22 protein-coding genes are annotated in these 22466 nt (G+C 36.4%); 18 read left to right on the top strand and 4 right to left on the bottom strand.

Annotation, left to right across the window (positions count from 1 at the left end):
* Window positions 1-8 precede the first annotated feature (8 nt).
* Window positions 9-611, bottom strand: coding sequence for a 30S ribosomal protein S4 (rpsD, locus tag KHA96_RS00675; RefSeq protein ID WP_213127378.1), 603 nt, complete (start codon window positions 609-611; stop codon window positions 9-11).
* A 364-nt stretch (window positions 612-975) separates the two neighbouring features.
* Between rpsD and KHA96_RS00680 the strand changes: the two genes are divergently transcribed.
* Window positions 976-2385, top strand: a complete 1410-nt coding sequence (locus KHA96_RS00680) for a sensor domain-containing diguanylate cyclase (RefSeq protein ID WP_213127379.1) — start codon at window positions 976-978, stop codon at window positions 2383-2385.
* A gap of 107 nt (window positions 2386-2492) precedes the next feature.
* The gene (locus KHA96_RS00685; protein ID WP_213127380.1) at window positions 2493-3404 is read left to right on the top strand and encodes a nuclease-related domain-containing protein; all 912 of its coding nucleotides are present in this window, start codon (window positions 2493-2495) and stop codon (window positions 3402-3404) included.
* A gap of 318 nt (window positions 3405-3722) precedes the next feature.
* Here the strand turns inward: KHA96_RS00685 and KHA96_RS00690 are convergent, their stop codons facing one another.
* The gene (locus tag KHA96_RS00690; RefSeq protein ID WP_213127381.1) at window positions 3723-4202 is read right to left on the bottom strand and encodes a GAF domain-containing protein; all 480 of its coding nucleotides are present in this window, start codon (window positions 4200-4202) and stop codon (window positions 3723-3725) included.
* A 201-nt stretch (window positions 4203-4403) separates the two neighbouring features.
* Here KHA96_RS00690 and refZ point away from each other — a divergent pair, with 201 nt between their 5' ends.
* The 7 genes from refZ to rarD all read left to right on the top strand — a co-directional run bounded on the left by refZ (window position 4404) and on the right by rarD (window position 12616).
* On the top strand, window positions 4404-5039 hold the full coding sequence (gene refZ, locus KHA96_RS00695; RefSeq protein WP_213127382.1) for a forespore capture DNA-binding protein RefZ: 636 nt from the start codon (window positions 4404-4406) through the stop codon (window positions 5037-5039).
* Window positions 5040-5245: 206 nt separating this feature from the next.
* Window positions 5246-6958 carry a septation ring formation regulator EzrA gene (gene ezrA, locus KHA96_RS00700; RefSeq protein WP_213127383.1) on the top strand — a complete coding sequence of 571 codons (1713 nt, stop codon included), beginning with the start codon at window positions 5246-5248 and terminating at the stop codon, window positions 6956-6958.
* Window positions 6959-7105: 147 nt separating this feature from the next.
* Window positions 7106-8254, top strand: a complete 1149-nt coding sequence (locus KHA96_RS00705; RefSeq protein WP_213127384.1) for a cysteine desulfurase family protein — start codon at window positions 7106-7108, stop codon at window positions 8252-8254.
* Window positions 8251-9459, top strand: a complete 1209-nt coding sequence (gene thiI / locus KHA96_RS00710; protein ID WP_213127385.1) for a tRNA uracil 4-sulfurtransferase ThiI — start codon at window positions 8251-8253, stop codon at window positions 9457-9459. The genes KHA96_RS00705 and thiI overlap by 4 nt, the downstream gene beginning before the upstream one ends.
* Window positions 9460-9558: 99 nt before the next feature.
* Entirely contained in the window at window positions 9559-9759 is a 201-nt protein-coding gene (locus KHA96_RS00715) for an alpha/beta-type small acid-soluble spore protein (RefSeq protein ID WP_213127386.1), read from the top strand.
* A gap of 272 nt (window positions 9760-10031) precedes the next feature.
* The gene (locus tag KHA96_RS00720) at window positions 10032-11642 is read left to right on the top strand and encodes an amidohydrolase (RefSeq protein ID WP_213127387.1); all 1611 of its coding nucleotides are present in this window, start codon (window positions 10032-10034) and stop codon (window positions 11640-11642) included.
* Window positions 11643-11698: 56 nt separating this feature from the next.
* A complete protein-coding gene (gene rarD / locus KHA96_RS00725) occupies window positions 11699-12616 on the top strand; it encodes an EamA family transporter RarD (RefSeq protein WP_213127388.1) in 918 nt (305 codons plus the stop codon).
* Window positions 12617-12863: 247 nt separating this feature from the next.
* On the opposite strand, the gene KHA96_RS00730 is transcribed toward rarD, so the two are convergent.
* A complete protein-coding gene (locus KHA96_RS00730; protein ID WP_213127389.1) occupies window positions 12864-13664 on the bottom strand; it encodes an NAD kinase in 801 nt (266 codons plus the stop codon).
* A 163-nt stretch (window positions 13665-13827) separates the two neighbouring features.
* Here KHA96_RS00730 and sppA point away from each other — a divergent pair, with 163 nt between their 5' ends.
* The 5 genes from sppA (at window position 13828) to tpx (ending at window position 17323) form a co-directional block, all read left to right on the top strand.
* Window positions 13828-14835, top strand: coding sequence for a signal peptide peptidase SppA (gene sppA, locus KHA96_RS00735; RefSeq protein ID WP_213127390.1), 1008 nt, complete (start codon window positions 13828-13830; stop codon window positions 14833-14835).
* 12 nt (window positions 14836-14847) lie between these two features.
* Window positions 14848-15339, top strand: coding sequence for an RDD family protein (locus tag KHA96_RS00740; protein ID WP_213127391.1), 492 nt, complete (start codon window positions 14848-14850; stop codon window positions 15337-15339).
* Window positions 15340-15391: 52 nt separating this feature from the next.
* Window positions 15392-16021 (top strand): DUF2953 domain-containing protein, encoded by a 630-nt coding sequence (locus tag KHA96_RS00745; protein WP_213127392.1) that lies wholly within the window; start codon window positions 15392-15394, stop codon window positions 16019-16021.
* Complete coding sequence (ytfJ, locus tag KHA96_RS00750; protein WP_213127393.1) at window positions 16014-16490, top strand: GerW family sporulation protein; 477 nt, start codon at window positions 16014-16016, stop codon at window positions 16488-16490. The genes KHA96_RS00745 and ytfJ overlap by 8 nt, the downstream gene beginning before the upstream one ends.
* A gap of 332 nt (window positions 16491-16822) precedes the next feature.
* Window positions 16823-17323 carry a thiol peroxidase gene (gene tpx, locus KHA96_RS00755; protein WP_213127394.1) on the top strand — a complete coding sequence of 167 codons (501 nt, stop codon included), beginning with the start codon at window positions 16823-16825 and terminating at the stop codon, window positions 17321-17323.
* A gap of 92 nt (window positions 17324-17415) precedes the next feature.
* Here tpx and KHA96_RS00760 read toward each other — a convergent pair whose 3' ends face one another.
* On the bottom strand, window positions 17416-18537 hold the full coding sequence (locus KHA96_RS00760; protein WP_213127395.1) for a helix-turn-helix domain-containing protein: 1122 nt from the start codon (window positions 18535-18537) through the stop codon (window positions 17416-17418).
* A 178-nt stretch (window positions 18538-18715) separates the two neighbouring features.
* On the opposite strand from KHA96_RS00760, the gene KHA96_RS00765 reads away from it, so the two are divergent.
* The 4 genes from KHA96_RS00765 to KHA96_RS00780 are packed head-to-tail and all read left to right on the top strand — an operon-like array spanning window position 18716 to window position 22329.
* Complete coding sequence (locus KHA96_RS00765; RefSeq protein ID WP_213128634.1) at window positions 18716-19705, top strand: class I SAM-dependent methyltransferase; 990 nt, start codon at window positions 18716-18718, stop codon at window positions 19703-19705.
* A 48-nt stretch (window positions 19706-19753) separates the two neighbouring features.
* A complete protein-coding gene (locus KHA96_RS00770) occupies window positions 19754-20947 on the top strand; it encodes an acetate kinase (protein ID WP_213127396.1) in 1194 nt (397 codons plus the stop codon).
* A 33-nt stretch (window positions 20948-20980) separates the two neighbouring features.
* The gene (locus tag KHA96_RS00775; RefSeq protein ID WP_213127397.1) at window positions 20981-21826 is read left to right on the top strand and encodes an EcsC family protein; all 846 of its coding nucleotides are present in this window, start codon (window positions 20981-20983) and stop codon (window positions 21824-21826) included.
* Window positions 21823-22329 carry a MogA/MoaB family molybdenum cofactor biosynthesis protein gene (locus KHA96_RS00780; RefSeq protein WP_213127398.1) on the top strand — a complete coding sequence of 169 codons (507 nt, stop codon included), beginning with the start codon at window positions 21823-21825 and terminating at the stop codon, window positions 22327-22329. The genes KHA96_RS00775 and KHA96_RS00780 overlap by 4 nt, the downstream gene beginning before the upstream one ends.
* Window positions 22330-22466 lie beyond the last annotated feature (137 nt).

Below are 22466 nucleotides of genomic sequence, written 5' to 3' on the forward strand. Positions count from 1 at the left end.
CTCTAAAATTAACGTGAGTAGAACTCAACGATGAACGCTTCGTTAATTTCTGCAGGAAGTTCAGAACGCTCAGGAAGACGAGAGAATGTTCCTTCAAGCTTGTCTGCATCGAAAGATACGAATTCTGGTACGAAGTTTGTAGCTTCGACAGATTCTTTAATAATATCAAGGTTGCGTGATTTTTCACGAACACTGATAGTTTGGCCAGGAGCAACTTTGTAAGATGGGATATCAACGCGACGTCCATCAACAAGGATGTGGCCATGGTTTACTAATTGGCGTGCTTGACGACGAGTACGTGCAAGACCTAGACGGTAAACAAGGTTATCAAGGCGTTGTTCAAGTAAGATCATGAAGTTTTCGCCGTGTTTACCTTTCATTTTACCAGCTTTTACGAACGTATTATGGAACTGACGCTCGTTTACTCCATACATATGGCGAAGCTTTTGTTTTTCTTGAAGCTGTAAGCCATATTCAGAAAGTTTTTTACGTTGGTTTGGACCGTGTTGTCCAGGCGCATAAGGGCGACGATCTAATTCTTTTCCTGTGCCGCTTAGAGAAATTCCAAGACGACGGGAAAGTTTCCAGCTTGGGCCGGTATAACGAGACATAATAGTCTCCTCCTTTGTTTTTATTTAGTTGTAAAATAAAAACCGATTATGAGACAGCATATATGTGTATTTTGTTTTCATGCACCTTCGCCCTAGCAGCGGCGGGTTACGTGATGCACCTCGAGTTTAACGAGGAACAAAATACGCTCATAAAGTGTTCATCTAGGCTGCATTATTTTACACAACGACCATTATATTATTATTACTCTACAAAGTCAACAAGCGTAAAAATGATTCATCATATATATAGGTAAAAAGTTCTACGTATGTTATAATTATTACTAAGAAAACAATCTAATATAAATTTTTTAGGTGATAAGTCACAGTTAAAACTATTAAGTATTTGATGGGTAGGTTGATATGGATGCCAAATCGGACAAATCCCATAGAAACATTAGAAGAGATAAAGTATAGGGAATTATTTAGAGTAACAGAAAAATTTCATTCTAGTATGGATATTAATAGTGTGTTAGCAGAAATAATACAAACCCTTAAGAGAGTTTTTCCTACGTATGACTACTTTTTGCTCCTATCGAATGATCATGATGCGTGTGAAGATTTACCTATTAAAAATTTGGAATATAATTCTGAAAACGCTTCAGCTATAGCGTCTTATGTGAATGCAGCTGTCGAGCTTGAAGAGACTGAATACCCTATTATGTATGCCCCGTTAAAAGGAAAACAAGGTGTGTACGGTGTTTTGCAAGTCAAGTCACATTTAACGTATCCGCTCGAAAATAGGCAAATTGATTTTATACGATTACTAGCAAATACAGCGGGCAATGCATTGGAAAATGCAAAATTGTATCAACAATCACAAAAACTCGTCGAGGATTTGCGATTAATTGATGAAATATCACAAAAGCTGAATTCGACTTCTAGTTTAAGTGAAACTATTACATATTTGCAGCATCAAATTAGACAATCATTTCAGGCATCTGCGATTGGTTTTATTATTCTTGAGGAAGACGAACCAAGGGTTTTGGAAGGCAGCTCCAATTATTTTGAACAAGAACCAGGTAAAGAGCTCATCCAGGCAGTATTGCAAAGAATTGAAAGCAGCAATGAGGCCATTTTTATGGGAGAAATCAAGCAAATGCCTGAGTCTGTTCAGTTACAATACGGTTCATTAATGGCAGTGCCAATGATTCACAGTAATGCAGTCAATGGAATAGCTATTGTACTTGGTGGTGAGCCTTATAGTTTTTCTTTTGAAAAATTTAAGCTTCTTCAATCCTTAATTCAACGATCTTCCTTGGCGGTGGCGAATTTAATGCTTCGCGAAAAGTTGGAGAAAATGGTAATTACTGATCAACTCACCCAGCTTTATGCTAGAAACTATTTAAATGATATGATAGAAAAATCAATGCAAACAGATCGAGGTGGAACTTTTATTCTCATCGATTTGGATGATTTTAAAGACATCAACGATACATATGGCCATCAAATTGGGGATCTCGTCCTCATACAAGTTGCTAATCTTATTAAAAATAGTTTAAGGCCTACTGATATTGGTGCCCGGTGGGGCGGAGAAGAGCTGGCTGTTTATCTTCCAGGTGTCCCGATCGAAAAAGGAACTTATATTGCTCAGCGACTTCTAAATCATGTATCACAGCATACGAAACCAGCAGTTACTATGTCTTGCGGCGTTTCAAATTGGGATTCAAGTAAAGTGGATGAAGTTACCCTTTTATTCAGCCGCGCTGATACAGCCCTTTATGAAGCGAAAAATGCCGGAAAAAATCAAGTAGTAGTAAAAAATATTTTATTTTAATTGAAAAAGGCTGCCCTTCGTATTTTCAGAATGTTGAAATACACTGGGGTGGTTTTTTTTGATGAGATTTCATAAAATTAAGATAATAAAAATGAAGGATGTGGAAAATGAATATTAAACAGCGAGTCGAAAGTAAAGAGCTAAAAGTATATAGGATTTTAAAAAATAGGAAGGTGTTAACCGTTAAGGAAGCTGAACACCTAGATAGACTTGAAAAAGGATATGAAGGAGAGGTAAGGGTTGATGAAAGAGTAGAAAAATTATCAAAGGAATGGCTAGTTCTTAATGATTTGCAATTGGAAATCAATAATTCCGAATTCCAAATTGATTCAGTTATCATAGCTCAAAAAACATTCTTAATGTTCGAGATTAAAAATTACGAGGGAGACTATTATATGGAGGATGATGGTCAATGGTATTACATAAACGGAACTCAAATACACAAACCGGTGTCTCAGTTGGAAAGAAGCGAAGTTCTATTAAGGCGTCTGCTTCGTGATCACGACTATAACATCCCCATCGAATCTTATCTCATCTTCGTTAATCCCGATTTCCACATGTATAACGCCCCGCGAAACCCAAAAATTATATTTCCAAACCAACTAAATCGTTTTTTTGATAAGCTGAATAAAGTTCCGTCATATATTAGCGAACACCACCAAAAATTAGCACACAAACTTTTCTTATTGCAAAAGAAAGAATCCCGTTTTAAGAAAATCCCTAAATATGATTATGAGGAATTAAGGAAGGGGGTCACGTGTATTCTTTGTCATTGTTTTTACAAAAAAATTGAAGGATCTACCTTAATATGTGCATGTGGAAATATTGAAGAGGTAAAGTTTGCCGTTTTGCGGTGCATTAAGGAATACAGACTTTTATTTCCAAATAGAAAAATTACAACTAGTAATATTAGTGAATGGTGCAATGGCATAAAATCAAAAAGAACCATTCAAAGAATCCTTTCTAATAACTTCAAACATATACTTAACGGAAAATCCTCGCATTTTATTGAAAAATAGAAAAAGGCCCCATTTACTGTATCTCCTTATTATGATTGATAAAATCTAGGTGGGAAATTGAAATATAACCGTTAAAGGGTCTATGCTGGACAAAGTTTAAGTGAGAAAGATAAATCTGTCCAACAAAGAGGTTATGTTGGACAAAGTTTAAGTGGGAAAGGTAAATTTGTCCATCAAGGGGTCTATGCTGGACAGAATCAGAGTAAAAGTGGGAATTCTGTCCAGCATAATATATTTATTATGAAACGATCGAAAAAATCTTTCTAATGATCAATAGAAAAGTTATCGAATATTCGATTCAAAATAGAATTCTAGCTTTTATATATGACGCAATAACTCCTCAGCGAACTTCTCCAAATATTCTTTATCTACTTCATCAAAACGGCTTTTCTCAGGGCTATCAATATCAAGGACTCCGAGCAACTTACCGTTTTTAATTAGCGGGATGACGATTTCAGATTGGGATGCTGCGTCGCAAGCGATATGGCCCGGGAATTGGTTAACGTCTTGAACGACGATCGTTTCTTTGTTTGCGGCAGCTGTGCCACAGACACCTTTTCCTAATGGAATTCTTACACATGCTGGCAAGCCTTGGAAGGGACCTAGTACTAGTTCGCCATCCTCTAGTAAATAAAATCCGCTCCAATTGATTCGATCGAGAAATTGGTTTAGTAACGCAGATGCATTGCTTAAGTTGGCTATTTGATTAGGCTCTCCATCTAAAAGTGCAGCTAGTTGTTTTATGACTAGCTCATAATTTTTTACTCGATCTCCACTATATTCTTTTACTTCAAACATTATATACATCCTTCCTGCAACAAATTTTTACAAATATCCTCATCGCTACGCGGTTCTCGCACAAACTGTCGATAAGTCTTCAAAGGAGTTCGTGTTTTTCTCTCGAAATGTACATATATATTAATAGAAAACATAGTTTGACTGTTGAACTATTTTTACATATTTTTTCATTATATTCAAGACTTTGAAAGCGGGGATCGTATGAATACGCAAGAATCTATTATAGAAGCGGCCATTGTATTGTTCAATGTAAAAGGCTATCAAGGTACTTCGATTCGTGATATTGCTAGAAGAGCTAATGTAAATCCGGCTAATATTGCATATTATTTTAAAAATAAGCAAGGGTTACTGGAAGAATGCCTTATCTATTTTTTTGAACCGTACTTATCATTCTTGGAACAAGAGACGGAAAAGCTCGAAAATGATTCTGCGCAGCTATGCTTAATAAGGGCGATAAGAAAAGTCATATACTTTCAAAGTAAACATTATCAACTAGCCCGCTTTGTCTGGAGAGAAGTGACGATTGATTCCCAAACATCTCGTGAAATGATGTCATTGTATTTGAAGAAAGAACAATATTTTTTTACGACGATGATTCAATCCGCATTAAAAGAAAACAAGGCGCCTGTTTCGATCAGTATGATCGTCATTCAATTAAAAGGGATGCTAATGATGCCCTACCTAAATAATTTATACGTTCGTGAAGTATGGGGTATGATTCCCCAAGAACCATATTTTGCCGAAAAGTATTTTCATTCTATCAAAACATGGCTGCTTGTTTTGATGGGAACTGAAGAAGAAAATGCTTCACCTAATATAAAAAAATTATCGGTGTAATGATGGATATCCGCCTACTATAGGCGTTTTTTTATTTTTAAGATCTTTTTAGTAAAATTTTCAATTTTTATTCGTAAAAAATGCTTTTATTAGTCAAAAATTGTCGCCTTCATGGTATTATAGAAGAACATAAACTTAAAATTATGCTTACGAACGTATTTTACATAGATGATCGGTTGATAGATGGAAGGAACAGGGGGCTTACTATGAAATACAGTGTGGAAATCGTGATTGCTTCGATTATTATAGTCCTTATTTTTTTTGTTGTAGGATATATTATGAGAAAAAAATATTACAAGGATATTGATAAGCTCGAATCAAGAAAAATGGAACTAATGAATCGTCCCGTCATGGAAGAAATGGCAAAAGTGAAAAAATTAAATATGACGGGTCAAACAGAAGAGATGTTCGAGCGCTGGCGCGGGATGTGGGATGATATTATTGCAGTTCAACTTCCAAATATCGATGAAATGCTCTTCTATGCAGAAGAATATTCGGATAAATACCGATTCAATAAGGCGAAAGAAACTCATATAAAAATTGAAAAAATGCTCGGAGATATTGAAGTCCAAATCAATCAAATCCTTGAAGAGTTGGCTGAACTGATTGGCAGTGAAGAAAAAAACAGGGAAGAAATAGAAGGGCTGCTTGAACAATTTCGTCATTCAAAAAAGAATGTACTTGCTCATCGACATATTTATGGTGTTGCTGCGGACAAACTAGAGCAGTTGCTTAATGAGATGGGTGAAAAAATTGCCAACTATGAAGAATTGACGAATCACGGTAATTATTTGGATGCACGCAAAGTAGTCATTACCCTTGCTTCTGAATTGGAACAACTGATTATAAAAATGGAAAAAATACCTGACTTGCTTACTGAATGTCAAACAGTGATCCCTTCGCAAAAAGGTGAACTTACAGACGGTTTTCATGAAATGAAGCAGCAAGGTTTTGTATTGGAACATCTGGATATTGATCGAGAGTTTGAAAAACTTGATAAGGAACTTGAGACATATATTGGGTTTCTTAAAGAAACTGAAACGGAAGACGTGGAAAAAGGCTTACAAGAAATAAAAGACAAGATTGAAACGCTGTATGATTTACTTGAAAAAGAAGTATATGCTAAACATTATATTTTATCGGAAAACGATAATGCTGATAACACAATTCATCAGCTAAAAGAAATAAACGCTGAAATAAGCCGTGAGACACAAATTGTTCAACACAGTTATCAACTATTAAATGATGATCTAGAAACGCCTTCCAAGCTTGAAAAGAATTTAAGCCAGCTTTCTAAACGTTTTGAACTATTAAATGCTAAAATATCTGAAGAAAAAACGGCCTATACTCTTTTAAGCGAAGAATTAAAAGAAATTGACACACAAATTAAAGCATTGCAGCAAGAGCAGAATGATTTTATCGATAAGCTGCAAAACTTGAGAAAAGATGAATTGGAAGTTCGCAAGAATATAGAGATTCTGCAGAAGAAAATTAAGGAAATCATTTCCCTCGTTAAGAAAAGTCGGATGCCTGGGCTGCCAGGAGATTTTGAATCTCTTTATGAACAGGCTGAAGAGCATATTGAAGACGTAATAAAAAGCTTAGATGAAAAGCCGCTCAATATGAGTTCAGTGCAAAAGTTTTTATACGATGCGACAGATACAGTTGATTATTTATATTCGAGAACGAATGAACATATTGAAAATGCTCGTCTCGCAGAGAAAGTGATCCAATATGGAAACAGATACAGGGGACGTAATCCGCAATTACGGGCTAATCTCGAGAAAGCGGAGCAGGCTTTCAGAAATTACGAATATAAGTCAGCTCTTGAGCAGGCTGCTACTGCAGTGGAAGAAATTGAACCTGGAGCTTTAAAGCGTATAGAAGAAATTTTCAGTGAGGATTTGGTTAATCAATAATGAATCCAAAAAAGCTTGTAGATACTCTACAAGCTTTTTTGGATGATTTTTTAAAATTCTCAAATCATAAGATTAGTCCTTTTTCTTTTTTATATTCAGTGTTATGATTTAAAATTGCTACATAGATTTTTTGAAGGTGTGTTGATAATGATATATTTCGATAACAGCGCGACAACAAAGCCTTATGAGGAAGTATTGGATACTTATATAAAAATAAATCGTGATTTCTACGGAAATGCGTCCTCGCTTCACAATTTTGGAGGGAAATCTGAAAGTCTGATAAGTAAAGCACGTGAGCAAATTGCCAGCCTCGTTGGTGCGAAAACTTCCGAAATCATTTTTACTTCCGGGGGCACCGAAGGAAATAATTTAGCTATTAAAGGAGCAGCTCTAAAATATAGAAACAGAGGAAATCATATTATTACGACTTCGATCGAACATCCATCTGTATTGGAACCGTGTAGACAGTTAGAACAAATAGGATTTAAAGTGACTTATTTGCCTGTTAATTCGGATGGAACAGTCTCGGTAGAAGACATTGAAGCAGCAATTACCGATCATACGATTTTGGTTTCTACTATCCACGTTAATAACGAAATCGGTTCGATACAGCCCGTTAAAGAAATTGGAAAAATGCTGAGCCGTTATTCTAAAGTGATCTATCATATTGATCATGTACAAGGAGCAGGAAAAATTCCTATTAATCTTTATGAATCAAACGTCGATTTATGCACGTTTTCTGCACATAAATTTCACGGTCTTAAAGGAAGTGGATTTTTATATAAAAGACAAGGTATACTGCTTGATCCACAAGTGACGGGCGGAAATCAAGAGCAAAGATTAAGAAGCGGCACAGAAAATACGGGCGGAATCGTAGCAATGGCGAAAGCGTTCAGAATGGAATTATTAGACCAACAAAATAAGTACGATTCTCTTCAACAAATCCGTAATTTTTTATTTTCTGAACTTCAGAAGAACGCACAAATCGTCATTCACTCACCTCAGAATGGAGCACCTCATATTATAAACTTTTCGGTCATTGGACAAAAAGGGGAGGTCATTGTTCATGCGCTTGAACAAGAAGGGATGATTGTTTCAACAACGAGTGCATGTTCTTCAAAGGAAAATGCTCCAAGCAATACGCTATTAGCACTTGGAATAAATGAGGAAATTGCAAAAGCTGCGGTGCGAATCAGTCTCTCGTATGAAAACACAATGGAAGAAGCAAAACAATTTATAGAGGCTCTAAATAATGTGTTAGAGCGATTAAATAAGGTAATGAGGCGAAAAAAATGAACTATGACAGAATTTTAATACGATATGGTGAGATGTCACTGAAAGGAAGAAACCGAAAACACTTCGTTCTAAAATTGAAGAAAAATATAAAATTTATTCTAAGAGGTTTTAAAAATATACGTATTGAATCTGAATGGGATCGTATGTATGTCCAATTAAATGGAGAACCAGTTGAATCCGTTGTAAGAGGACTTAAAAAGGTATTTGGCATTCAATCTTTTAGTCCAGCTATAAAAACAGAAAAAAATATCGATGCCATTAGAACTGCTGCTTTGCATATAATCAATCGAGCTCATAAATCTGGAAATACGTTCAAAGTAAGTGCCCGCAGATCGGATAAATCGTTTGAATACGATACGAATGGATTAAATCATGCTGTTGGTGCACATATACTTATCAATGTTGAAGATATTAAAGTGGATGTGAAAAAGCCGGATATTAATTTAATAGTTGAAATTAGGCATGATGCTGCTTATATTTCTGGAGAAGTTATTCAAGGAGCGGGCGGTTTTCCGATTGCTTCATCTGGGAAAGCGATGCTTATGCTTTCAGGAGGAATTGATAGCCCGGTTGCTGGGTTTTTGACGATGAAGCGCGGTGTAGGAATCGAAGCTGTTCATTTTCATAGTCCGCCATTTACGAGTGAAAGAGCAAAACAAAAGGTCATTGATTTGGCACATAAGCTAGCCGAATATTCTGGAAGCGTAAAAATTCATATTGTCCCATTCACAAAAATTCAGGAAACGATCCATAAAGAAATTCCTGAAGGGTATACGATGACATCTACAAGAAGAATGATGCTTAGAATTACTGATGAACTTCGAAAAAAACACGAGGGATTAGCAATTATAACTGGAGAAAGTTTAGGTCAAGTGGCAAGTCAAACGATGGATAGTATGTATACGATCAATGATGTGACGAGCACACCTATTATACGTCCACTTATAACGATGGATAAAATCGATATAATTAAAATTGCAGAAGAAATTGATACATTAGAAATTTCAAATCGTCCATATGAGGATTGTTGCACCATTTTTACTCCACCATCTCCAAAAACTCGACCAAAATTGGAAAAGGTTGTTTCTTATGAGCGGAAATTTGAGTGGGAACCTTTATTGACTGAAGCAATTGAGAATACTGAAACCATCATGGTAAGCGAAAGAAAAAAACAAAATGATCATGATGTTGAGGATCTTTTTTGAGATAGAAGGATTTTGAAATGCAAGGAACAATTACCAGTGAATGGTTGAATGAAGGCAGGTGTTTTCGCACATTCTATGTTTACAAGGAGGTGAAAACACATGCCAAATAGTAATAGTAATCAACTAGTAGTTGCTGGTGCACAACAAGCACTAGACCAAATGAAATATGAAATCGCATCTGAATTTGGTGTTAATCTTGGTGCAGATACTACTTCACGTGCCAACGGTTCAGTAGGTGGTGAAATCACAAAGCGTCTAGTACAAATGGCTGAACAACAACTTGGTGGTCACTCCCACTAAAAATAAAATATAAATGGCTAAAGAGGCGGGAATTTTCCCGCTTCTTTTTCATTGTTAAGGAAATGATAAAGTGGAAACTTTGTGGATAACTATATAAGGAATAAGTTTTCGTCCAGCGCCTATCGACGTACAAACTTCCTGTCCTTCCCTACGATAAATCAAAGACCCTGAAGTTTGTACGTCGTTAAATAAGCGCTTGCCTTTTGTTCTTACTGGATAATCTATTTAGTTTTGTATATCATTTTTCTAATAGATAGTATAAGGAGAAAAATATGAAAACGATCTGGTATAACGGAATGATATATACGATGGGAAAAGAGGGAGAAACAGTAGAAGCTGTAGTGACAGAAAATGACTTAATTATTGAGACTGGCTCCTTAACCATTTTACAGCAGAAGTATAATATTGAGCGTTCAATCGATTTAAATGGTGCAATGATGATTCCAGGATTGGTTGACAGTCATATGCATTTGATTGGATATGGAGAAACATCTTTAAAATTGAATGTTTCGGGAATGGCATCGAAAATAAATGTCTTAAATGCAATTAAAGAAAAAGTAAAAACATCCTCTCCAGGTGAATGGATTATTGGTGAGGGATGGGATGAAAATCTTTGGGTGGATAAAATACCTCTATTAAAAAATGAATTAGATGAGGCGGCTCCGAAAAATCCTGTTGTGATGAAAAGAGTGTGCCGACATGTTATTGCAGTTAACTCCATGGCAATGGATGCTGCAAATATTGATTATGGAGCTGAGTCTCCTATTGGCGGAGTCATTGAGCGTGGAAAAAATGGAGAGTTCATAGGGATTTTTAAGGATGAAGCACAAGAACTAATTTTATCAAAAATGCCTAGTGTAACAGACGGGTATGTTGAAAAGGCATTAAGAATAGGGATTGAAAATTGTTGGAAGCATGGTTTAACAGGTGCACATACGGAAGACTTGAGCTACTACGATACATATGAAAAAGCGATAACAGCCTTTTTAAGAGTATTAGGGGATGGCTCACTCCCCTTTAAAGCGCATTTACTCGTTCACCATAAAGTTGTGGATGAATGGAAGAAGGATGGCTATCGGTTTATGTCGAAGGTCGGTAATATTGAATTTGGGGCAATGAAAATATTTATTGATGGGTCATTAGGAGGCAGAACCGCACTTTTAAGTAAACCATATGCTGACGATCCTACTACTCAAGGAACAGCCATCCATAACATATCAGAATTGAAAGAGCTTGTAGTCAAAGCACGGAAATATAATATGCCGATTGCCACTCATGTTATAGGTGACCTAGCTTTTGAATATGTATTGGATGTAATTGAAGAATTCCCGCCGCCAAATGGAATGAATGACAGGCTCATTCATGCACAAATTTTACGTGCCGATTTGATTGAGAGGGTGAAAAAACTACAAGTTGAAATTGATATTCAACCTGGATTTATGGCTTCAGATTTCCCTTGGGTAATGGACCGTATTGGGAAAAAAAATATGGAGAATAATTACGCATGGAAAACACTTCTTGATAATGGCCTTCACTGTTCAGGAGGGTCGGATGCACCGATTGAGGCGGTGAATCCATTACTTGGCATCCATGCAGCTGTTACAAGAGAAAAACCATTTGATCCAAAACACAATGTTTATATGCCCGAACAAAAATTATCTATGTTTGAAGCCATTTCCCTGTATACGACAGGAGCTGCTTTTGCTTGTGGGCATGCTCATGATCGGGGAATGATTAAAGCTGGCTATACAGCTGATTTTACGATTTTTAATCAAGATTTATTCAGCATAGAAAAAGAAGATATCTTAAAAACAATTGTGGAAATGACTATCGTTGATGGTCATATCGTATTTCAAAATAAAAAAGCTAAAGCTTTATCTTAGTAAATCGTATATAATAAAAGTTATTTCGTAAATCTAAATAACAGGGGAAATATACGATGGGGAATCATAATCGGGAAGGAATTTTATATGCAATCGCGGCGTATTCTACATGGGGGATTCTGCCGATATACTGGAAACTCATTGGCGATGTGACAGCTCATGAAGTATTAGCAAATAGAATATTTTGGTCATTTTGGTTCATGGTGTTATTATTGGTTTTTAGTAAAAAGATGCCCTTATTATTAACAAGCTTGAAGCAATTTCAGAAGCAACCCAAATTGTTTTTGGCACTCACAGCTGCTTCTGTATTGGTTAGTGCAAACTGGTTTCTATTTATTTGGGCAGTTAACGCGGATAAAGTAGTAGAGTCTAGCCTTGGTTATTATATTAATCCTTTAGTAAGCATCATCCTGGGAGTTCTTTTTTTAAAAGAAAGTCTATCCAAAATTCAAGTTTGTTCGTTCTTTCTGGCGCTTATCGGGGTATTAATTTTAACTATTTCATATGGGAAATTTCCTTGGGTATCCTTCGGTCTTGCGTTTTCTTTTGGAGTGTACGGATTGGTAAAAAAAATGATTTCGGTCGATTCCTCGATTGGTTTGGCTTTGGAAACACTCGTTATTATGCCAGTTGCATTTATCTATCTATCTATCCATATGTTTAATGGAAGCAGTGCTTTATTTTCTGGGTCATTTAAAACCGATGCCATGCTCATTGCATCAGGAGCTGTAACCGCGATACCGTTATTGTTTTTTGCTAAAGGGGTGCAGAAAATTCCACTCTATTTAATGGGATTCATTCAATATATTGCTCCGACAATGATGCTGTTTTTAGGGGTTTTCCTATACGGCGAACCATTTGGAGCAACGCGTATCGTGGCATTTGCTTTCATCTGGAGCGCACTTGCCCTCGTTACATTATCATCTGTAAATTGGAAGCAATTAAGAGGAATTCATAGAGGAAAAGCGGCTTGAAAAATAAAGGGGCTGTCCAAATGTCGTAGTAATTGACTTTTGGACAGCCTCTCTTATATGGACTATGCTTATCAGCGGGGAAAATGCACCGTAATGCTTAGCACCCAATACGTCTTTAAACAAGTTCTCGAAATCTGTAAGAAGCTCAGTTGAGTCACTGTATATTCTGGTGCCATGTTTAATGATATGCAACTAAAACTACATCTATTAAGTCATTTTATGGATTAGGAGATAGCCTCCCATCTTTTTATAAAAACGTTCTTTTTACTTTCTCCCAGAACGAGTTATTTTTAAGTTTTACGGTTTTAATTCGTTTATCAGATAAGAGAATTTCAACCTGCTCGACACGTTGTGTGCTCAATGCTTCATTATCCATTCCCATTGTCGGATAATCATTTCCATCCTGGACAACCTTTAAAACAAGTTTCCTTCCTTCACTTAAAATGAATGGTGAACCGAGAGTACGATATCGATTGTTGTTCAAGGATGCCATTTCATTTACTTGAAGACACGGAAGAAGAGGGTCAACGACAGCCCCTTTGATTGATTTATTATAAGCTGTACTACCGGTTGGAGTCGCTATTACCATTCCATCGCCTCGGAATGTTTCGAAATGCAAGCCATCAATGAAAACATCCATTACAAGTGTCTTAATGATTCCTGATCGTATCGTAAATTCATTTAAACAATAGAAGGAACCTTCCTTATCCACATCCACTTTAATGATTGGATAGCGCCTGACTTCGATTTGCTCGGTTGTCATAGCGTCGATCATATCATGCAGATTATCAATATGAAAATCGCAATAAAGGCCTTGCATCCCATCATCCGCAATCCCCGCGTAAAGACAATCTTGTCTGAATCCTGTTTTACGAACTGCTTGTAAAAACGTACCATCGCCACCTAGACTCGCGATAAGATTTGCTTCTTCGGAATTGTTTACAATTTTAAATCCGTATCTTTCAGCAAGTTCTTTGAGAACAGAAATCCTTTCGATACTGTCCGAACTATTTTTATGAAAAAAGAAAATTTTATTGCGTTGTTCCATTTCAAAATATCCCCCTTTGATTAATTGCCATGATTTGTGGTTGAATGGAAGAAATTTATTAGTTAAGTAGGTATTACGTATTTATTTTATCATTAGTTTGAAACTATTTAAAAGAAAGAGCCGTATATAAAATGTGGGAACGCACTAAAAGGAGGAAAAACAGATGAATGGTAAACGTTGGGCGGCCCTAGGAATCGCCGCCGCAGTCTTATTCGTATCAAGTATGGTCAACATGGCGAGCGCCTTTATTTTTTCGGATTTTTCTAAGGTGTTTGGAGAAAATTTTACAGCAAATAAAGCATTTACTGAGGAAGTTGTAGAAGCAGGAAATGCAGCAAAAAAAATTGCTATATTAGATGTAGATGGTGTCATTCAAGATACTGGTGAAGCAGCATCAATTTTTTCAAATAATGGCTACTTACATAGGGAGTTTATGAAGCAATTAACAACAGTTAAGGATGATAAAAGTATAAAAGCTATTGTCCTTCGTGTAAATTCGCCTGGTGGAGGAACAAATGAGTCAGCGGAAATCCACCATAAGCTTGTCCAGATTAAAGAAGAAACGAAAAAACCAATTTATGTGTCGATGGGTTCAATGGCAGCATCCGGCGGCTACTATATTTCAGCACCCGCTGATAAAATCTTTGCTAGTCCGGAAACATTGACAGGTTCTCTCGGAGTTATAATGCAAGGAGTAAATATTAGCGAGCTTGCTGATAAATATGGTGTCGACTTTATGACGATTAAAAGCGGGCCTTTTAAAGATATTATGAGTTCTTATCGTCAAATGACAAAAGAAGAAGAAGATATTTTACAATCAATGTTGAAAAACTCTTATGATGAATTTGTAAGAATTATTTCAGAAGGTCGTGGAATGACTGAAGAACAAGTTCGCAAACTTGCTGATGGTAGAATATACGATGGAAGACAAGCAAAAGAAGTTGGGTTAATTGATGATTTTGGCTATCAAGAAGATGTAGTAGAACAGCTGAAAAAAGATCATGAATTAGCTGGCGCTCAAGTAGTCCGCTACACTTCTAATGCAGGATTTGGTTCGCTATTTGGTGTGGCAGCACAAAAAATAGGCGGAAAACAAGCGGAAATGACGGGGATTGTAAACCTTCTTTCAAAACCTAATTCACCTAGACTTATGTATTTATACTCTGAATAAGGAGGGAAACCTATGATAGAAAATGATAATCAAATTGTTGAAAAGGCTCAATCGCCAGCAATATCCTATCATTACGCAGGGTTTTGGATGCGTTTTTGGGCCTACCTGCTTGACGGAATGATTGTATTTAGTATAAATGGAATTCTCGTAAAACCGCTCTTTCGCGGATTGGGCGTATCTCTTTCAGATTCCGGGTTCATTTCCCCATATGGAATAACAGCAGGGCTCATCTTTTATCTGTACTTTATTTTGATGACTAAATTTTATGGGCAAACTCTTGGGAAAATGGTCTTTGGTTTAAAAGTGGTTCCACTTAAGGGAGATCGATTAACGTGGGGGACGATCATTTTTAGAGAAGGAATTGGCCGCTATATTTCCGCTACGTTTAATTTTTTGTATGCGGTAGTAGCATTTACTCCTAAAAAACAAGGATTGCACGATATTTTTGCTGATACGACCGTTGTCCATGAACGAACAAAAATAGTTGAACCCGCTTATTCGTAAGCGGGTTTATTTAATTTACAGATGGAAATAATGATGGCCGGAGGGATTAGTTATGACTCTTCCTATTTTAGGCGGTCTTTTTTTGTTATTGCTATTTTTGCTCTTTATTTTCATGAAAATAAAGATAGACTTACTTATTTTACTAAGTAAGTCTGAATCGTATTTGTCAGTCGCCATCGTAACTTTGTTTGGCCTTATTAGGATAAAAAAGAAGGTTAAATTAAATGATTTAATATCTGAGAAAGCAGCAAATGAAATGAAAGATCATATGCATGAAAATGTTTCAATGAAAATGATGTTAAGTGATATTCATCCTTTTTTGCATATACTTAAATCCTTTTTGCTTACAATGAAAATTCGCAAACTGGAATGGCATTCAACAATCGGCACAGGAGAGGCCGCATCTTCAGCTACAGCTGCAGGAGCGATTTGGGCTATTAAAGGGGCCTTGTTATCTTATGTTAGGAGCAATCTTACATTTAAAAATTCGCCAATTATTTCAGTAGTGCCAGATTTCCAAGGATTTTCAGCTCAGACCAAAATGCAATGTATGGTTGATATAAAAACAGGAAAAGCTATGGTAGCTGGGATTAATTTGTATAAAGAATGGAAAAAGTACGAAAAATCCTCACAAATTAAGGGACAAAATCAAAAGATAGACAGGAGGACCATTAATGGATGAGCATCCAATTCAAGGTGTCATGTCAACAGCAATGGAGAATCTGAAAGAAATGATCGATGTCAATACAATTATTGGTGATCCAGTAGAAACACCTGATGGAGGAGTCATTTTAACGGTTTCAAAAGTAGGGTTCGGTTTTGCAATGGGTGGCAGTGAATTTAAATCGAGTGGAAGCTCATCAGATGGGGGCGGATCCTCTAGCAACGGTTCAGATGAACAAGGTTCATATTTACCGTTTGGCGGAGGAAGTGGCGGTGGTGTTTCGATTACGCCTATTGCCTTTCTAGTCGTCAATAAACACGGCGTCAACATGCTTCATCTCGAGCAAAATACACACTTAATAGAAAAAATGATTGATCTAGCTCCAAGCGCTTTCGAAAAAATACAGAAAATGACAAGCAATTTTTCAAATAAAAAACAGCAACAACAGGAACAAACTAATAAGGAAAACTTAGATTTTGACTTATAACCCCGATAACTCGCTTTATAAGGGCGAGTTATTTTTTTTTCACAGAAATGTTTATATTGTGAATGCCCTTCTAGAAAGCAATTTCCGTATAGCATAAGCAGCTAGCGATTGGCAAAGTTCTTTTTCTAATATTGTCTCATGCTGTCTAACAGCAAGCGGTTTCTACTTTCCTATCTCACTGTATTTTTTTATCTATGCCTGCCGCCCTTATGTTTATACGCCAAAAAACAATCGTGTCTGCTTTTAATTATTTTCTGAAACTTCTTTCTTGCAGTAGTGGAAACTTTAGGCAATGATATATATATACTTATTTTTTTAAGGAGGAATCATTTATGGCAGCAGTTACGTTTAAGGGCAATCCAATGACACTTGTAGGGACAGAAATAAAGTCCGGAGATAAAGCACCGGATTTCACTGTGTTGGCAAATGATTTATCAGAAGTGAAGCTAAGTGATTATAAAGGTTCTGTTCGTCTTATTAGCGTAGTACCTTCTGTAGATACTGGAGTATGTGCAGCGCAAACAAAACGTTTTAATGATGAAATAGCGAATCTAGGAAATGTCCAAGTACTTACAATATCAGCTGATCTTCCATTTGCTCAAGCACGTTGGGCAAACGAAAATGGTCTGAATGATGCGAGAATATTTTCCGATTATCGCGATCTTTCTTTTGGAGAAGCGTATGGTGTTGTAATGAAAGAACTTCGCCTGTTGGCACGCAGTGTATTTGTAATTGACAGTGCAGACAATGTTGTCCATGCTGAATATGTCAGTGAAGTAACGAACCATCCTGACTATGACTCTGCTTTGGCTGCCGCGAAACAAGCAAAATAATAGCCCTCATAAAGAGATTGGATAAGCTCCAATCTCTTTATCTATTTATCGTCGTGTATTATTTCGTTGTCGCGATTGTCGCTTACAAAACTTTATAAAAAATCGTTAATAACTTTTTGAAGCCTATTTGCTACCCACTCAATGTCATATCCTATTTCGTTTAGTACAACCGTGTTATATATTTCTTCTAACCCAATCCGAAGTATATAACAATAGATTTTTTCCTTTGTTTCAGGAGAATTAATATATTTTTCAGTTATTCGATGGATTAGCGGCTGAAGCTTATCCTCATTCCAAAACAGAATATTTGCCTTATCATATAAGTGATCTCCATACAAAGAAAGGCTCCAATCGATAATACCTGTAATTTGTCCATTCTTTGCTATTAGATTAAATGATCCTAAATCTCCATGGATAATATTTTTTTTGCTCAAAGAAACACTATTTATATACTTTTGCAATTCTTGTAAAGCGTGTTTAACTACACTTGAATCTAAACCATTTTGTTCGAGTGCCTGCCAATTATAAATATTCTCGTTGTATACAGCTTTAATAAAATCCTCCCACGTTGGATATGCACCTTGACCCGTATTGTCATATCTTCCATAACCATTTTCTTCAGGTACATCAATTGTCTCTAATAATTCAAGGGTTTTCATTATGGAAGGACAAGTATCAAGTAATTCCTGGCTATTTAAATCGAACAATTTATCACCTTCGAAATAATTCGAAATAGAGTACGTAATATCATTTTCTACCGATATTTCTATCACATTCCTTAAAGGGAGCAGATGATTAAACTGGTTGTAAACCCATCTCTCTTTCTCATATACTTCGAGGCGATTTCCGACTTGAAAAACGTAACGGCCATTATTTGCATGAAAGGAATATGTTTGCGATACTAGCCCACCATTTAGCTCCTTTAAATGATTCGCAGATGGATAACGGCTTGTAATCAGATTTTGAATCTCTACTTCAGATATTTTTTTGTTCAAAGTAAGCGCTCCTTTAAAATAAATTTTTCCTAACAAAAGTTCATCTAAGGAGAGTTGATATATACGGCTAAGTTCAATGATGGAGTCAATATCTGGATAATTTTTACCGACTTCCCAATTTGAAAGAGTTTGTCTCGTTATATTCATTTTTTCAGCTACTTGTTCTTGAGTTAATCCTGCTTTTTTTCTCCTTAATTTCAGTTTTTCTCCTATTTTCATACCTTTCCCTCCTGTGATTAAATTTTCTCACAACTATTGGAAAAAGCTAGCAAGGCTTTCTTGCTTTTTCCTTTATTTTGGATAAAAGAAAACAATTTTGGAGATTTATACTTATTTCTTGTTTGCGGAGATAACGAAAGCTAAACTATAGGTATAGAAGGTAGATGGGGGGATGAATTTGAAAGCTACTCCAGTGGAAAGACTATTCATGTTGTTTAATGAGACGACAGAAATTTTGCAAGATGAACTGGATTGTACATATTTAGAGGCGCTAGCCGAAACGGGCGAAAACCTTTTTCATGAAGATATATTACAGGATTCATTAAGCGAAATAACAAAAAAAAGACTTAAGCGAAAGTACGCGGATGTCGTTGTTGCATCCTATGCAACGGAAGACATCCGGAAGGCTTTTCAATTGTCTATTTTAAAAGGGATGAAAGGGAATATACAGCCCAATCATCAAATGACTCCTGATACGATCGGTTTCATCATAAGCTACTTTACTGAAAAGTTCCTAGGGGCAAAAACTGATTTATCCATAATGGATCCTGCCGTCGGGACTGGTAATTTACTATCGACGATTATTAATCGCCAAGGAAATGCAAGTCATATCCGTTCTTTCGCAGTTGAAGTTGATGAACTTTTAATTAAACTTGCATTTGTGGGAGCAAATCTACAAAAGCAACAGACAGAGTTTTTTCACCAAGATGCATTGGAACCGTTATTTATTGACCCTGTGGATTTAGTTGTAAGTGACTTGCCAATTGGTTATTATCCAAATGATGTTCAAGCGGGAAAATACGAACTTAACGCTTCACAAGGTCATGCTTATGCTCACCATTTATTTATCGAGCAAAGTATAAATCACACTAAATCTGGGGGTTATTTATTTTTCCTTATTCCAAACAATTTATTTGAATCGGAAGAGGCCGCTAAACTTCATAATTATTTGAAACGAACCGCTTATATACAAGGAGTATTACAGCTTCCTCTATCTTTGTTTAAAGATAAAAATTCCGGGAAAAGCATTCTTATTCTTCAGAAGAAAAAACCTGGAATTGAAGCACCGAAGGAGGTCCTTCTTGCGACATTGCCGAAACTATCTAATAAGGAAGCACTCGATAAAATGATGCTAGGAATGGAAAAATGGTTTAAGGAAAATAAATAAGAGTTACTGCCGACAAAAATTATAATACGCAAAAGAAAGGTGATTCTTATGGCAAAAATTTTTGCAGTTAATGCAGGTAGTTCATCGTTAAAATTTCAGCTTTTCGATATGCCGGAGGAAAAGGTTATCTCCAAGGGAGTAATTGAAAGAATTGGCTTACAGGATTCTATTTTTACAATGAGTGTAGAAGAAAAAAATATTAAGGATACGCTTGATATACCGAACCACGAAGTGGCAGTAGCATTATTACTGGATAGAATAATTAAAAATGGGGTTATTTCTTCTCTTGATGAAATCGAAGGGGTAGGTCATCGAGTTGTACACGGAGGAGAGGTATTTAATGAATCGGTCTTGATTACTCCAGAAGTCTTGCAAAAAATAGAGGAACTTTCAGAATTAGCTCCTCTTCACAATCCAGCAAATGTAACAGGAATAAAGGAGTTTCAAAAAGCGTTGCCCGGTATTCCAGAAGTGGCTGTTTTCGATACAGCATTTCATCAAACAATGCCAGAAAGTTCATTTTTATATAGTCTTCCATATGATTATTATACAAGCTACGGGATCAGGAAATATGGATTTCATGGAACTTCGCATAAATACGTATCGCAAAGAGCGGCACAATTATTAGAACGGCCTTTATCGCAGTTAAGACTCATCTCTTGTCATTTAGGGAATGGTGCAAGTATAGCAGCTATTAAAGGCGGTGAATCGCTCGATACTTCAATGGGCTTTACTCCTCTTGCCGGAGTAACAATGGGGACAAGATCAGGGAATATTGATCCCGCCCTTATTCCATTTTTAATGGAGAAAACAGGCAAGTCAGCTGAAGAAGTGCTTGAGGTATTGAATAAAAAATCGGGTATGCTTGGCGTATCAGGCTTTTCAAGTGATTTGCGCGATATAGAACTAGAGGCGACTGCTGGAAATCATCGTGCAGAATTGGCCCTTGATATATTTGCTGATCGGATTCATAAATATTTAGGCTCTTATGCTGCAAAAATGTCTGGAGTAGACGCCATTATCTTTACAGCGGGAATTGGAGAAAATAGCAGCGCAATTCGTGCTAAGGTGTTGAATGGGCTTCAATTTATGGGTGTATATTGGGATGAAGATTTAAATAAAATTCGTGGGAAAGAATTATTCCTTAATTATCCTCATTCTCCTGTAAAAGTCATTGTCATTCCGACAAATGAAGAAATAATGATTGCACGAGATGTTGTTAGTCTTTCAGGAATTCAGTAATACATTAACCAAAAGATTAAGGGAGTGGTATCAATGACCTTAACACAAAGAGAAGAAGTGCTTTTAGAGGAACTTCATTCATGGCGCCAGTCCTTTTTTGAGTACGAAGCGACAGATTTGGAAAATTCTTATGATAAATGGATAGACCAAGCATTCTCGCTTCTCCCTGATTCCTTACAAATTCAATTTTTTGAGAAGGTGGACGATTGGCTATTTCAACTGAATTCACTTTTACGGGGAACAAAGCTCCAAAAAGAAGCAAGTGTAAGATTATTAAATACCGCGAAATCGATGAATGAAGAAGTAGAATCTTTTTCAGATATGAGAAAGAAAATGCCGGTTGCACAACTAACATATTTAGCAGAACAACAGGCTTCTCGTCATCGAATTTATTCCTTAGTTCAAGGAAGTATGACAGGCTCAGGAAAGCCTTTATTTTTAACTAGTGACTTTTTCGCCATGCTTGTCATTAATTTGCGTGCAGTTCAGCTGACAGCCATGTCATTTGGATATGATGTCCAATCACCTGCGGGTTTGCTTGAAACGTTGAAAGTTTTTAATGTTGCAACGATGCCGGAACGAATGAAAATGTTTGGCTGGGAAGATTTAATGGAAGATTTACAAAAAGAAGATGAACAATTTTACTTTGACATCCATGAAAGAATTACAGACCATACATGGGTTGATGAGCCATTAAAAGAAGCATTAAAAATCAGCCTTATCATGCTTTTTTCGAAAAATACAATATCAGGCCTCCCCCTTATTTCGGTTGCAATTGGTGCGGGGATAAACTATCGGACCACGAGAAATGTAACTCGCTTCGCAATTAAATATTATCAATATAAGTACTTGCTAGAAAAAAGTGGAGAACTGAAATGAGCGTTTTAGAACATAAAAGGGAAGCACCCTATAGGGTGAATTGCGCTATCATTACTGTCAGCGATACTAGAACAGTTGAAAACGATAAAAGTGGAAAACTTATATCAACGCTTTTAGAAGAAAATGGACATCAAATATCCTTTTATAAAATAGTAAAGGATGATGGAACATCTATCGAGGCAGCGATTGAGGAGGCATCCGGGGTAGAGCAAGTAAATGTGATATTAATGACAGGTGGAACAGGGATTTCCAAACGTGATGTTACAATCGAAACTGTTTCAGCTTTATTTGAAAAAGAGATTGTTGGGTTTGGTGAACTATTTCGAATGCTAGGTTATATGGAAGATATCGGTTCTGCTGCCATCATGTCTAGGGCTTGTGCAGGAACATTTCGCAACAAAGCGGTATTTGTTATGCCAGGTTCATCAGGAGCTGTTAAGCTTGCGATGGAAAAATTAATATTGAAGGAAATAGGGCATGTTGTGAGGGAATTGAATAAATAATCGGAGAGAAGGCTAATCAAAAACGCCAATATGGCTTTTTGGGGCCTTCTTTTTTTATATGATTCATTTATATACATTTTTTTGAATAACTATTGAAAATATAAATCTATTATGTTAATATCCTTATATTAAATGAT

Origin of the sequence: Bacillus sp. FJAT-49711, assembly GCF_018343715.1 — a bacterium.
Taxonomy (GTDB): Bacteria; Bacillota; Bacilli; order Bacillales; family Bacillaceae_C; genus Lederbergia.

Excerpts from the sequence above, each read along its gene's own strand:
- rpsD (WP_213127378.1), bottom strand. The coding sequence starts at position 611 with ATGTCTCGTTATACCGGCCCAAGCTGGAAACTTTCCCGTCGTCTTGGA.
- KHA96_RS00680 (WP_213127379.1), top strand. The coding sequence starts at position 976 with ATGCCAAATCGGACAAATCCCATAGAAACATTAGAAGAGATAAAGTAT.
- KHA96_RS00685 (WP_213127380.1), top strand. The coding sequence starts at position 2,493 with ATGAATATTAAACAGCGAGTCGAAAGTAAAGAGCTAAAAGTATATAGG.
- KHA96_RS00690 (WP_213127381.1), bottom strand. The coding sequence starts at position 4,202 with ATGTTTGAAGTAAAAGAATATAGTGGAGATCGAGTAAAAAATTATGAG.
- refZ (WP_213127382.1), top strand. The coding sequence starts at position 4,404 with ATGAATACGCAAGAATCTATTATAGAAGCGGCCATTGTATTGTTCAAT.
- ezrA (WP_213127383.1), top strand. The coding sequence starts at position 5,246 with ATGAAATACAGTGTGGAAATCGTGATTGCTTCGATTATTATAGTCCTT.
- KHA96_RS00705 (WP_213127384.1), top strand. The coding sequence starts at position 7,106 with ATGATATATTTCGATAACAGCGCGACAACAAAGCCTTATGAGGAAGTA.
- thiI (WP_213127385.1), top strand. The coding sequence starts at position 8,251 with ATGAACTATGACAGAATTTTAATACGATATGGTGAGATGTCACTGAAA.
- KHA96_RS00715 (WP_213127386.1), top strand. The coding sequence starts at position 9,559 with ATGCCAAATAGTAATAGTAATCAACTAGTAGTTGCTGGTGCACAACAA.
- KHA96_RS00720 (WP_213127387.1), top strand. The coding sequence starts at position 10,032 with ATGAAAACGATCTGGTATAACGGAATGATATATACGATGGGAAAAGAG.
- rarD (WP_213127388.1), top strand. The coding sequence starts at position 11,699 with ATGGGGAATCATAATCGGGAAGGAATTTTATATGCAATCGCGGCGTAT.
- KHA96_RS00730 (WP_213127389.1), bottom strand. The coding sequence starts at position 13,664 with ATGGAACAACGCAATAAAATTTTCTTTTTTCATAAAAATAGTTCGGAC.
- sppA (WP_213127390.1), top strand. The coding sequence starts at position 13,828 with ATGAATGGTAAACGTTGGGCGGCCCTAGGAATCGCCGCCGCAGTCTTA.
- KHA96_RS00740 (WP_213127391.1), top strand. The coding sequence starts at position 14,848 with ATGATAGAAAATGATAATCAAATTGTTGAAAAGGCTCAATCGCCAGCA.
- KHA96_RS00745 (WP_213127392.1), top strand. The coding sequence starts at position 15,392 with ATGACTCTTCCTATTTTAGGCGGTCTTTTTTTGTTATTGCTATTTTTG.
- ytfJ (WP_213127393.1), top strand. The coding sequence starts at position 16,014 with ATGGATGAGCATCCAATTCAAGGTGTCATGTCAACAGCAATGGAGAAT.
- tpx (WP_213127394.1), top strand. The coding sequence starts at position 16,823 with ATGGCAGCAGTTACGTTTAAGGGCAATCCAATGACACTTGTAGGGACA.
- KHA96_RS00760 (WP_213127395.1), bottom strand. The coding sequence starts at position 18,537 with ATGAAAATAGGAGAAAAACTGAAATTAAGGAGAAAAAAAGCAGGATTA.
- KHA96_RS00770 (WP_213127396.1), top strand. The coding sequence starts at position 19,754 with ATGGCAAAAATTTTTGCAGTTAATGCAGGTAGTTCATCGTTAAAATTT.
- KHA96_RS00775 (WP_213127397.1), top strand. The coding sequence starts at position 20,981 with ATGACCTTAACACAAAGAGAAGAAGTGCTTTTAGAGGAACTTCATTCA.
- KHA96_RS00780 (WP_213127398.1), top strand. The coding sequence starts at position 21,823 with ATGAGCGTTTTAGAACATAAAAGGGAAGCACCCTATAGGGTGAATTGC.